5 protein-coding genes are annotated in these 12,752 nt (G+C 67.2%); 3 read left to right on the top strand and 2 right to left on the bottom strand.

All coding sequences use genetic code 11. The features are described 5' to 3' along the window. Positions 1-5,687, bottom strand: a 5,687-nt coding sequence (locus ACTIE5_RS02965) for an ELWxxDGT repeat protein (RefSeq protein ID WP_439548200.1), incomplete at its 3' end; no start/stop codon positions are given. 270 nt (positions 5,688-5,957) lie between these two features. Here ACTIE5_RS02965 and ACTIE5_RS02960 point away from each other — a divergent pair. From ACTIE5_RS02960 to ACTIE5_RS02950, 3 genes are all read left to right on the top strand, one after another. Continuing rightward, positions 5,958-7,064, top strand: coding sequence for a TIGR03032 family protein (locus ACTIE5_RS02960; protein WP_439548199.1), 1,107 nt, complete (start codon positions 5,958-5,960; stop codon positions 7,062-7,064). An 8-nt stretch (positions 7,065-7,072) separates the two neighbouring features. Next, positions 7,073-7,540 (top strand): Cys-tRNA(Pro) deacylase, encoded by a 468-nt coding sequence (gene ybaK / locus ACTIE5_RS02955; RefSeq protein WP_439548198.1) that lies wholly within the window; start codon positions 7,073-7,075, stop codon positions 7,538-7,540. Between the two features lie 70 nt (positions 7,541-7,610). Continuing rightward, complete coding sequence (locus ACTIE5_RS02950; RefSeq protein ID WP_439548197.1) at positions 7,611-8,468, top strand: EAL domain-containing protein; 858 nt, start codon at positions 7,611-7,613, stop codon at positions 8,466-8,468. Between the two features lie 132 nt (positions 8,469-8,600). Here the strand turns inward: ACTIE5_RS02950 and ACTIE5_RS02945 are convergent, their stop codons facing one another. Next, complete coding sequence (locus ACTIE5_RS02945) at positions 8,601-12,626, bottom strand: hypothetical protein (protein ID WP_439548196.1); 4,026 nt, start codon at positions 12,624-12,626, stop codon at positions 8,601-8,603. Positions 12,627-12,752: the final 126 nt, after the last annotated feature.

Below are 12,752 nucleotides of genomic sequence, written 5' to 3'. Positions count from 1 at the left end.
TTGTCCACGGTGTAGACATCGTTCCCGGCGCCGCCCTCCATCGTATCCGCGCCCAGCCAGCCATTCAGCGTGTCGTTGCCGTCCTCGCCCCGCAGCAGGTTGTTCCCGGCATTGCCGGTGAGGAGGTTTGCCAGCGCGTTGCCGGTGCCGTCGATCGCGGCGGCACCGGTCAGCACCAGGCGCTCCACCTCCGCCCCCAGCGCGTAGGTGACCGAGGCATAGACGAGGTCCACGCCGCCAGCCGCGGCTTCCGTCACCTCGTCGCCGGCATTGTCGACGAAGTAGGCGTCGTTCCCGGCGCCGCCCTGCATCGTATCGGCGCCGACCCCGCCGCTCAGCGTGTCGTTACCGTCCTCGCCGCGCAGCAGGTTGTTCGCGGCATTGCCGGTGATGACGTTGGCGAGTTCGTTGCCGGTGCCGTCGATCGCGGCGGCACCGGTCAGCACCAGGCGCTCCACCTCCGCCCCCAGCGCGTGGGTGACCGAGGCGTAGACGAGATCGATGCCGCCAGCGGCCAGTTCCGTGACCCGGTCGTCGGCATTGTCCAGGATGAAGGCATCGTTGCCGGCCCCGCCCTCCATCGTATCGGCGCCGATGCCGCCGCTCAGCGTGTCGTTGCCGTCCTCGCCCCGCAGCAGGTTGTTCGAGGCATTGCCGGTGATCGTGTTGGCCAGCGCGTTGCCGGTGCCGACGATCGCGATGCCGGTCAGCACCAGGCGCTCGACCTCCGCCCCCAGCACGTAGTTGACGGAGGCGTTGACGGTCTCGATGCCGCCATCCGCCAGTTCCGTCACGACATCGGCGGCATGGTCCACGACGAAGATGTCGTTCCCCGCCCCGCCTTCCATCGTATCGGCGCCGAGCCCGCCATTCAGCGTGTCGTTGCCGTCCTCGCCGACCAGCAGGTCATTGCCCTCTCCGCCATTCAGCGAATCCGCACCGCCCTTGCCGAACAGCTCGTCATCGCCGCCGCGGCCGCCCAGCCTGTCGGATCGCCCGGTGCCGTCCAGCCTCTCGGCGCTGTCATCGCCGATCACCTGCCGCCCGGCCAGGTTCACGACGACGTCGCCGGATGTCGTGCCGCCCAGGCCGTCATCCAGCGTGACCGTCAGCGTCCGCCGTGCCTGGCCGAGATCGACGTCGCTGGCGAAGGTGATCGCCTCCACCACCGCCTCAACCGCCGCCACATCGACGGTGCCGGTCAGCGCGATGACGAAATCTGCGCCGCCGGTGCCGCCGCTGAAGCTGCCGATCGCCACGCCGCCGAAGCTTATATCGAAACCCGACACGAGGATGGCGCTGGTGTCGGCCAGGCTGATCCAATCCTCCGCCAACTGGCCGGACACGACGATGCTGCCGGAGACGAAGAAGCCATCCGGATCGGTCACGGTCACATCGGGGTCGAGCAGCACCGGCCCGGCCTCGATCTGCGGTGTCGAGACATCCAGCGTCGCGGCCAGGCCGGCAAGGACCGGAGGGGCCGAATCCAGCAGCGTGATGGTCTGGACCTCCGGTGTCGGGTCCTCATTCCCCGCCGCGTCCACGGCGGTCGCGGTGATGGTCCAGTCGCCGCGTGCCGCGCCCACGATGCTGTAGGACCAGGACCAGACGCCGCCGCCCTCGTCATGCAGGGCGGCATAGGCAAGGTTCTGCCCGCCATCCGGGCCTTCGACGAGGAGGCGGACTTCAACCACACCGTCGGGGACCTCGCCCCCGAGTTCCAGCGTGGCCGCCGTGCTGTTGACCGGCAGCGACGTGAAGGTCGCCTCCGGCGGCGTCGTGTCGATCGTGATCTCGATGGCGGGGGAGAAGTCGGAGACGTTGCCGGCGACATCGCTCAGCGTGAAGGTGACGCGGTGCGTGCCCTCCGCCAGCGTCGGCAGGTCCATTTCCCAGACGCCGAAGGGCCCGGCTGTCGTCGTGCCGACGGCGACGTCGTTGACGAAGACCGTGGCCGTGGCACCCGCATCGCCATAGCCCCAGACCAGCGGGGTCTCGTCATTGGTCAGGCGGTCATTGTCGAAGAGGCCAGTGTCCGACAGTTCGTCCAGTTCCGGCGCTTCCATGCCGCCGGGTACGAAGACGGGCGTGAAGTTCAGCGGGTTGGAGGAAGCGTCGGCGCTGGTGTTGCTGAACAGCCGCGTGCCGGCGGCCGTGCCGTCCGTGATCCAAAGCTCCCGCCCCCGGAAGCCGTCATCGGCCCAGAAGACGACATTGCCATCGGCCATGCGCGTCAGCGTGCCGGGGTCGGAGGAAGCCGCGCCGTCCTTGATGTCCAGCAGCAGGCTCGTGTCGCCGGTGACGGTGTCGAGGGCCCAGAGTTCCCGGCCGTAGGCGACCGTGGTGGCCGCGAAGACCACGCGGCCACCGACGGTTTCGACCATGCGGCCCGGCGCGCTGCTGTCGATGCCGGGCTCGATATCTGCCAGCAGCCGGGTGTCGCCGCTTGTGAGGTCGGTGATCCACAGTTCCGAGCCATGGATGTCGTCATCGGCCCGGAACAGTACCTTCCCATCGGACAACAGCGTGAAGTCGCCGGCCGCGCTGCCACCCGCGCCGTCCCGGATGTCCTTGAGGAGCGTGGTGCCGGCTTCGGTACCATCCGTGATCCACGGTTCCGCGCCCTCCCCGGGCGTCAGGCCCAGGAAGATGGCTCGCCCGCCGCCGACGGGGGTGAAGGCACCGGACGCGCCGGAAACATAGCTGTCCCCGAGCTGGACCGTGCCCGAAGCCGTGCCATCGGTGATCCAGAGCCGGCCGAACTGCGTGGAGAAGAGCGCCGTGCCGTTGCCGAGCGCCGTGATGTCCCGCGGCGAGGAGGAAACACCCGGCCCGTCGAGGTCCTTGAGCAGGGTGGTGCCGTCGGCCGTGCCGTCGGTGATCCAGAGTTCGCGGCCCGCGGCGCCGTCATCGGCGGCGAAGATCGCCTTCCCCACGCCGAGGGAGACGATGTCGCTGGCATCGCTGCCGGCCGCGCCCGGGTTGATATCCTTCAGCAGCACGGTGCCGCCGGCCGTGCCGTCCGTCACCCAGAGCTCGCGGCCCGCCACCCCGTCATCCGCGGAGAACAGGATCAGCCCCGCCGTGGCGTCCAGCGGCGCCAGGAAAAGCGGGTCGGCGCTGCCGGTCGGGTTGATGTCCTTCAGCACCGCGGTGCCGGCCTCGGTGCCATCCGTCACCCACAATTCGCGGCCGGTCGCGGGATCGTCGAGCGTGAACAGAACCCGGTCGCCGGGCAGCGCGACCAGGTTGCCGGGGCTGCCATCGCCCGCGCCCACCAGGCCATCGGTCAGACGATAGAGGCCGTCCTTGGTGCCATCGCTGATCCAGAGTTCCGTCCCCGTGGCCTCGGTGCCCGCGTTGAAGACGACGCGGCCATCGGAAAGGGTCACCATCTCCGCCGGATCGGCGGGGGTGGCGGATACGCCCGTGGTGTTCAGGTCGTCAAATTGGCGTGCGCCGTCCCGATCGCCGTCATAGATCCAGACCTCCCGGTCCCCGCCATCGCCGATGGCGGTGAACAGGACAGTGCCGGGATAGACCATCGTGAAGTCGCGCGGCGCGCTGCCCTGGTCGCCCGCCCGAATCTCCTGCAGCAGATAGGTGCCGTAGCTGGTGCCGTCGGTGATCCAGAGCTCGGCGTTGCCGGCCACATCCTCCGCGCTGAATAGGGCGCGGCCATCACCGATCGAGGTCAGGCCGGTGATATTGGCGAAATCGGGACCGGGTGCGATGTCGAGGAGAAGGCCGCCGATGGGCGTGTCGCCGTCGAAGTCGATGTAGCCGAGTTCGCGGCCCTCGGCCGCCGTCTCAAAGGTGAAGACGAAGGCGTCGGGGAGGGTGACGGTGGCGCCAGACATGGTGACCGCGAGGCCGAGGACCGTGAAGTCCCGGATCGCGCTGCCAGCGGCGCCGGGCGTGAGGTCGAGCCCGCCCACGACACTGTCGCCAGAGACGAGGAAGATCTCCTCCCCCATCCCATCCACATCGGCGATGACGATCGCCTGGTCACCGAGCAGCGGCACGATGGCGGAGATGGAGAGCAGCGCCCCGCCGAAGGCTTCCCAGCCCGTGATCGCGGTGGTCGCGCCGCTCTCGGCCTTGAGGAGGGTGACGCTGCCGGTCCCGTCATCCACCGCGAACAGCAGCGTGTCGTCCATCAGCGCGGCCAGCGCGCCGACCTGCCCGTTGGCCGGCCCCGGCGCGGCATCGAGGACCTGGGCGGTCCCGGCGGCGGTGCCGTCCGTCACCCAGAGTTCCCGCCCATAGGCCTGGGTTTCCGCGACAAAGAAGACGCGGCCGTCGTTTGCCGCGACGAAGCGGTTGGGCGTGACGGTGAACACGTCCCCGCCCGTCAGCGCGTAGGTGCCGAAGTCGCTGCCATCCGTCACCCAGAGCCGGATGCCATCGGTGGCATCGACGGTGGTGAAAACGGCGCGGCCATCGGTGGTCGCGGTCAGGTTGCCGATGACGGCGCCGGGGGCGAGGTCCGTCAGGGTGGAGGTTCCAGCCTCCGTCCCGTTCGCCACCCAGAGCTCGGGCCCTGCCGTGCCATCATCGCCGACGAACAACACGCGGTTGGTCGCGCCCAGCACCACCGGCGCGACGTCGTCATCGATACCGCTGCCGCCCAGCGGCGCGATGTTGACCGCCGGAGCGAAGGTGGAGCCCGAGCTGATGAACCATTCCCGTACGCCCGACCCGTCATCGGCACTGACGAGAACATCCAAGAACCGCGTGCTCACGGGGGCCTCGGTATCGATGAAGAGGGTCAGCGCGTCCGAGACGTCGGAGACGACGCCGCCGCTGACGGTCTGAACCCGGATGTCGTGCCGCCCATCGGCCAGCGCCTGGGTGGGCGTGATCGACCAGTTGCCGTCCGCATCCGCCGTGCCCGTGCCCAGCAGCCGGCCACCCACCAGCAGGCGGATATCGGCGAAGGCCTCCGCCATGCCGGTGATGGTGGGGGTGTTGTCATTGGTGACATTGTCGCCGACCGCGCCGCCATCCGATGCCTCGGCAAGTCCGGGCGCCAGCGGCGCGGGGCTGGCGATGACCAGCGCCAGGCCGGCGGAGGCCGGGCCGAGATTGCCCGCCGTGTCCACCTCCCGCGCCGTCACCATAGCGCTGCCGAGGTCGAGCGTGTCGGGTGGCGTGTAGGTCCAGCCGCCGCTGGCGGAGGCGGTGGCGGAGCCGACCACGGTGCCGTCCACCGTGATCTCCACCATGGCGAAGGCGGAGGCCTGGCCACGAAGACCAGGCGTGGCGTCCATGGTGATGCGGTCGCCGGTCACGCCGCTGTCGCTGGCGGGGTCGAGGCTGAGGGTCGGTCGCGTGGTGGGTGCGGTGGTGTCGATGACGAGGTTCAGCGGATCCGAGAATTCGGAAAGCACCATCCCTGGTTGCTGCACCGCGACCGCGACTGCATACGAGCCATCGTAGCGGGGGGCATCGTTGAAGGGGTCCAAATCGATGAGGGGGTCGAAGGTGTAGCTCCACACTCCATCGAGGACGGTCACGACCCGGACCAAGTAGTTGTTCACGAAAATGTAGAATGCGGCGCCTTCCGCCCCCGTCCCGTGGATGGTGGGTGACGGGACATTCGTGATGTTGTCACCCGGAATCCCCGAATCGGAGCCCGATGCCAGGTCCGGCGCGTTCGGCGTCGGGGAGGTTGCAAAACTCATCGTCCATCAACTCCATCGGCGCAGCGCGGGGCCTGGTGCTGGAAGGCCATTCTGGCTTCGCCACGGGGGGCAGCCAGGCGCCCCGCCGCGTTCTCGAACGGTCCTGCCCCGCCGCAACCACACGCGGCCGCGCGTCCATTCGTTAACGACACCTTTCCAACCTGTCACGAAACGAAAGACCCTCCAATCCCGATTTCACGAGACAGGTGAGACACTTGCGTGCCGCCGGCCCGCATGGGATCAGGGCGGGGATCAGCGCCGCCGGGAACCATGTCCGACGCCACCGTCCAGGTCCGCAGCGGCGGCGACAGCGCGCCCCCCTACCAGGTGGAGGCCTCCGCCGGCTTCGCGGCCTGGCTGCGGGCGCAGGACATCGCGCTGGCCGTCACCACCTACCAGATCGGCAAGGTCTTCCTGGTGGGGGCGGAGGATGAGCGGCAGCTCAACGTCACCGAACGTACCTTCGAACGCTGCCTCGGCATCGCGGCGGCGGGTGGCGCGCTGGCGCTGGCGGGGCGCAACGCGATCTACCGCTTCAGCAACATCCTGGCGCCGGGCCAGGTGCTGGAAGGCCACGACGCGGTCTATGCGCCGATGGCCGCCTGGTACACCGGCGATGTCTTCGCCCATGATGTCGGGCTGCTGCCCGATGGGCGGCCGATCTTCGTCAATACCCTGTTCTCCTGCCTGGCCGCGGTGGATGAGGCGACGAGCTTCCGCCCCGCCTGGCGCCCCCCTTTCATCACGCGGCTCGCGCCCCAGGACCGCTGTCACCTGAACGGCCTGGCGATGGAGGAAGCGACAGGCCGCCCGGCCTTCGTGACCGCCTGCGCCACCACGGACGAGCCGCGCGGCTGGGCGGCGCAGCGCGTGGGCCAGGGCGTCGTCATCGACCTGGCGCGGGATTCGGTGGTCTGCACCGGCCTGACCATGCCGCATTCGCCGCGGCTGCATGACGGGCGGCTCTATGTGCTGAACGCCGGCACCGGGGAGTTGGGGCTGGTGGACACCGCCGCGGGGCGGTTCCATCCCCTCGCCTTCCTGCCCGGCTTCGCGCGCGGGCTGGCGCTGCATCGCGGGCATGCGCTGGTCGGGCTTTCGCTGCCGCGGGTCAACCAGGTCTTCGCCGGGCTGCCGCTGGATGACCGGCTGAAGGCGGAAGGGCGCGCGCCGGAATGCGCCGTGCTGGTCGTCGAACTCGCCAGCGGGCGGGTGCTGCACTGGATGCGGCTGGGGGGCGTGGTGCGCGAACTCTACGACATCGCCATCCTGCCCGGCGCGCGGCGGCCCATGCTGGTGGGGCTGGCGCAGGGGCAGATCAACCGGCTGATCTCCGCCGGTCCTCCGACCACCCTGGCCGCCCTCGCACCGCGATGACCAGCCGGGTGACGCCGGCAACCCGTGCGGCGGAAGCGGCGGGCATCCCGTTCCGCCTGCTGGAATACACCTACGATCCGGATGCCGATGCCATCGGCCTGCACGCCGCGGCGTCGCTCGGCCTGGATCCGGCCCTGGTGTTCAAGACGCTGGTGGCGGTGCTGGACAGCGGGGAGATGGTCTGTGCCGCCATCCCATCCCCTGCACGGCTCGGCCTGAAGGCTTTGGCGGCCGCGGCGAGCGCGAAATGGGCGGAGATGGCGCCGCCCGCCAAGGCGGAACGGGCCACCGGCTATGTCGTCGGCGGCATCAGCCCCTTCGGCCAGAAGAAGCGGCTGCGCTGCTTCCTGGATGCCAGCGCGCTGGCGCATCCGGAGATCGTGCTGAATGGCGGCCGGCGCGGCTTGCAGATCCTGGTCTCGCCGGCCGACGCGGCAAAGGCGCTGGGCGCGACGGTCACCGCCATTTCCGCCTGACCGCGCGGGCCTGCCCCGCCCGGGCAAGGATTCCTTCACATCCCTTCCGCCAGACTGCGCGCCGTCCGGCATGTTCTGCTGCCTCAGCCCCTTTCCCAACGCCACGCTCAACACGCGCGACCTGCAGGTGATGCGCGTCTTCGCCGACATCGCCGCGCATGAGATCGGGCAGGAGGTGGCGGCGGCAGAGGCGCGCGCCCGGCAGCAGGCCGTGCTGCGCCAGGTGATCGAGCACCGGCAGTTCAGCCCGCGCTACCAGCCCATCCACACGCTCCGCCCCGCAGGGGTGGTGGGGTTCGAGGCGCTGTGCCGCTTCACGCCGGAGCCCTATCGCAGCCCCGACAAATGGTTCAACGCGGCGCATGAGGCCGGCATCGGCGTGGAGCTCGAACTGGCGGTGATGCGGGAGGCGCTGGGCGCGCTCACGCAGTTGCCCGAGCGCTGCTTCATCTCCGTCAACGCATCGCCCCCGGTCATCCTGGGCGGCACGCTGCTGGCGGAATTTGCGGGCCTGCCCCTGCACCGCCTGGTGCTGGAGGTGACGGAACACGCGCCGGTGGCGGATTACGACGCCCTGCGGGATGCGCTGGCGCCGATCCGCGCCGTCGGCATGCGGCTGGCGATCGACGATGTCGGTGCGGGATATTCCAGCATGCAGCACATTCTCCAGCTGCGGCCCGACATCATCAAGCTGGATATGGGCCTGGTGCGGGACGTGGACACGGACCCTGCCAAGCGGGCGCTCGCCGCGGCGCTGTGCTTCTTCGGGCAGGAGACGGGCGCGCAGATCGTGGCCGAGGGGATCGAGACGCTGGCGGAATGCCAGGCGCTGGAGGCGCTGGGCGTCTGCAAGGGCCAGGGCTACCTGCTGGGCCGCCCGATGGAGCTTGCGGCGGCGGTGCGCTGCCTGGCCTCGCCTCCGCCCTGAACAGGCCGCTGGTGGGCTGCCAGCGACTTCCTTGGCCGCGGATGATTCGCGAAAGCGAGGGGAACCGTTATGGCGCGCGTGTCGATCCCTTTTGAAGGTAGGCCAGGCTGCCCGACCCGGCGGGCGGCGAACTCAGAGGATCGCGTTCGCAAGGCTGGCGCCCGCCGCGCCGAAGCCGCTCCACTGGTCACCGTCCCAGGCGTAGTCGTACTCGCTCCCAAGGCCATCCATGCCGCAGGGCTGGCCGCCGAGCGTGCCCCATGAATAGGTTGGCATGACGATGCCGGAGGACGCGTCGTAGTAGCTCGTGGTGTACACCGCGCCCGCGGGGGACGGGCCGCCCCACGCGTATTCCCCTTCGATCGAATACTTCCCGACGTCGTTCCTGATTATCTGGCCTGCCTCGAAGCGTTCGGCGATATCCACGACCCAGCCGGCATAGGCATCGCCATTATCCGCGGCAAAGGTCCATTGGAACAGCTTGACGACGTTCGCGTTCGCCAGATTGGCCCCGCCCGCACCGAAGTCGGACCATTCGTCCCCATCCCAGGCATAGTCGTACTCGCTGCCGAGGCCGCCCGATCCACTCGGGCTGCCATTGAGCGTCCCCCAGTAGTAGGTTGGCATGCTGACGCCTGCCGACGCGTCGTCATAGGACGTGGTATAGACCGTGCCGCGGCCGGTCGATCCGCCCCAGTGGTATTCGCCCGTTACCGCGTAGCGGCCGAAAGCGGTGTCGATGCTGTCGCCAGGGGCGAAAACGTCCCCATCCTCGACAAGCCAGCCCGAATAGCCGTCACCGTCCGACGACGTGAACGTCCAGCTGAATACCTTGGCGACGCTGGCATTCGCCGGATTGGCGCCCGCCGCCCCGAAATCACTCCATTCATCGCCGTCCCAGGCGTAATCGTATTCGCTGCCAAGCCCCGCTGTCCCGCTGGCTTGCGCGCCGAGGGTACCCCAGTAGTAGGTCGGCATCTCCAATTCCGCCGAACTGTCCCGATAGGTCGTCGTGTAGACAGTGCCGCGCCCCGCGGATCCGCCCCAGGCGTACTCCCCGGTGATCGTATAGCTCCCGGCGGCACCGCGGAGGATATCACCAGCATCATGGCGATCCCCATCCTCGACAAGCCATCCGAGATACGCGTCTCCGTTCGCGGCATTGAACGTCCAGGAGAATACCTTCGAGACGACAGCATTGCCGAGGTTGGCGCCGGCGGCGCCGAAATCGCTCCATTCATCGCCATCCCAGGCATGATCATACTCGCTGCCCAGCCCCCCGGTTCCTGAAGGACGCCTGTCCAGCGTCGTCCAATTATAGGTCTGCATGGCGACGTCGGCGGAGGCGTCGTAGTAGTCGGTGGTGAAGATGGTGCCGCGGCCCTCGGAACCCGCCCAGGCGGCCTCGACAGTGATTACGTAACGGCCGAAGTCGGATACGATCACATCCCCCACCTGGTGGCTGTTGCCGTCATCCACCAGCCAGCCGGAGTAGCAGTCGCCGTTCTTCGCGATGAACTGCCAGCCGAAGACAGCGTCGGGCGCCGATTCGGCACGCAGTTGAATGCCGTCGGCACCAGCGCCGATCGCATCATTCGCGACAAGCAGGATTGCATCGCCGCGCGTCAGGTCGCCGCAGCGCAATGCCGAGATGACATCATCGGCGAGGCCTGAGGCGTCGGCCGTCCTGCGGTCATAGGAGCCCAGAATCCTGTGCACGAAATCGCCGTCCGAGAGCGCGCCCAGGCCATGCTGCGTCGCCATGAACGAAGAAACCTGTGCGAGTGTCAGGTCCTGCTCGTGCGCCCGGAACTGGAGATCCTGCAACTCCGAGGCCTTGGGATCATAGCCGGCAGCGACCCGGTAGAGATGATGGATATCCACGGCGCCGGCGCGATCTGCCCAGATGCCATTGTTGGTGAACTGCCCGAACATCCGTTGCGACGCATCCGTCTTGGCGGTCTGGTCAGCGAAATACCCGGTCAGCGAGTGGCCATAATTCCTGAAGATATCATCCCAGCCGCGGAGGTCGTTTGCCGTAGGTGTCGAACCGGCGATCTTGTCGAACATGTTGTGGATGACGGACGTCGTGTTAGTCGCTGACGGCGTGCCCATCCGGCCCGCGAATTCCGGCGTCAATACCAGCCTGTTCGCAATCTGGAGTGTCGTTGCCTCTCCCGCTTCGATGTCGGCAATGTAGTCCCCAAGTTCGGCGGCACTCGGCAGGCGGCCCGTGAGCGAGAGCGAAATGCGGGCCAGTCGCATGGCATCGCTGCCGGTACCGAGGATGAGGCTGCTATCGAGGAACCTGATCTCCTCGATATCACTGAACGATACGGTCTGGCCGTTGGCGGTGAGCGTGCCGCTGACGCCCGCACTACCGGCCACGCGCTCCAGCGCTGTCGACCATGTAGACCTCAGGAAGCTGAGAGCCGACACATACAGCGTGTCATGCCCAGCGCCGCCATGAATGGTCGCGTTACCACTGCCGGCAAAGAAGCCATCGTCACCCGCGTCTCCCATCGCAACCCGCGAGGAATCGGAGGTTCTGTACCAGTTGTCGGTCAGGGAATGACTGAGTGGGCTGTCGAAATCGCCGACGATGCAGCCGAAGGGTTGATCGAGGCTGCTGGCGACAACCATGCTGCCGCCGAGCTTGTCGACAAGCTGCGCAACCGTCGTGCGGCCGGCGTTGATGCTCTCCGTCCAGGCACCGATCAATTCACTGGATGCAACGCCGAAGGCATTGTTGAACAGGCGGGCCACCAGTTGCGAGGTCGACAGCCCTGATCCAGCCGTCGCCAGGCAATCCTCGACCAGATCGTCGACAACCTCACGCCGCGCTCCGTCCTTCAGCCTGATCTCGTTCGCTATTCCGAATATCGTCTCATCGCCGGGTGTTCCGCCGAGGATTCTGTTCAGTCGCTCTGCGAAGAGAAAATCGTTGTCGCGTGACCATTTGCCGGTGGCGAGATCCAACTTTCCATCGAAGAAGATCAGTTCCTCGATGCCGGAAAAGACGTCCTGGCCATCGGGGGCGCTGATCAGGCCCCGAAAGCCGGTCTGCTCAAGCGGATCGCGCTCCAACTGCAGGTGATAGGCTTGCGTGTCGCCGCGCCTGGCATGCACGACCAGCGCGTCGCGGCCAGTGCCACCAAGGATGACATCAGCCCCGGCACAGCCGTCCAGCGTGTCGTCGCCGGCGTGGCCGAATAATGTGTCGTTTCCCTTCCCGCCCTCCATCCAGTCCCGGTCGGCGATGCCCACGATCATGTCCGCAGCGTTGTCGCCCCGGCTGATGAGGCCCCCGCCGGGCATCTGGCTCCATTGGACGGACAGGCCAGCCTGCTGTTCCTTTGTCCCGTAGATATACGCCAACGCCTTGGCGTCCCAGTTGCTGAGTTCAGACCTTACGCCACCCGCCGGATTCAACGTGTGCGACATGATTGTCGTGCCGCGATTATCCGGCATTTCGGACAGCCCGGTGTATCTCTGATCGAAAAGGTGCTTCATTCCGATCGCGTGCCCGAATTCGTGCAGAATCCAGGTGAAACCTTCGGTGCCGACATTCATGTTCAGCTTTTCGAAGGTGGACCAGTATTTCATGTTGATCCAGATATCGCCACTCACCCTGTTGGGCCCGGGCGGCATGATCAAACCCAGGCCGGAGGGCTCCAGGAACTCCTCCGCGCGCCAGATGATCTGGGCATTGTCGGGGTCCGTGACCTCGATCAGTTCGATGCCGGTCGCCCGGCTGTGCGCGGCGGCTGCCAGCCGGGCCTGCTCCCGGAACGACTCGGGCAGGATTGTCCATCTCCCTGTCGTGGTCGATTTATGCCCAGTAATGTCGCCGGCACCAAAGTCTGAGAAACTGTCGGCGAATGAATAGGTGACCACGGTGGGCTTCGAAAGTTTTCCTCCGGTCCAATAGGCCGCCCAGAATCCCTCATACAGCAGCGATGCAACCTCGCGCGAGGCAGCCGCAGGCGAATACTCGGTATTCCGAATGGCCGGATCGGTCAGGCGCTGTTCCGCCGTGATCGTTTTTTCCAGGCTCTGGCTGCTGCAACCCATACAGCTCATGCACCCGCCGGGAGGGCAGAAACTGGAAAGAAAGCCGTCGATATCGAAGCCAGTATCCGGAACGCTTGCCGACATAGCCATACACCTTGACACGCAACTCCCAGTAGCGGCGGCGCAGCAACCAATGAATGTTGGATTTTTCAGATTAATGGCGAGTACGGTGATGCTGTCTTCGATACGAAACGCCGCAGCTTTGCGGGT

Origin of the sequence: Falsiroseomonas sp., from assembly GCF_051859025.1 — a bacterium.
In the GTDB taxonomy this organism is placed as follows: domain Bacteria; phylum Pseudomonadota; class Alphaproteobacteria; order Acetobacterales; family Acetobacteraceae; genus Falsiroseomonas.
The sequence above is the reverse complement of the archived record's forward strand: the minus strand, read 5'-3'. Positions and strand labels throughout refer to the sequence as shown.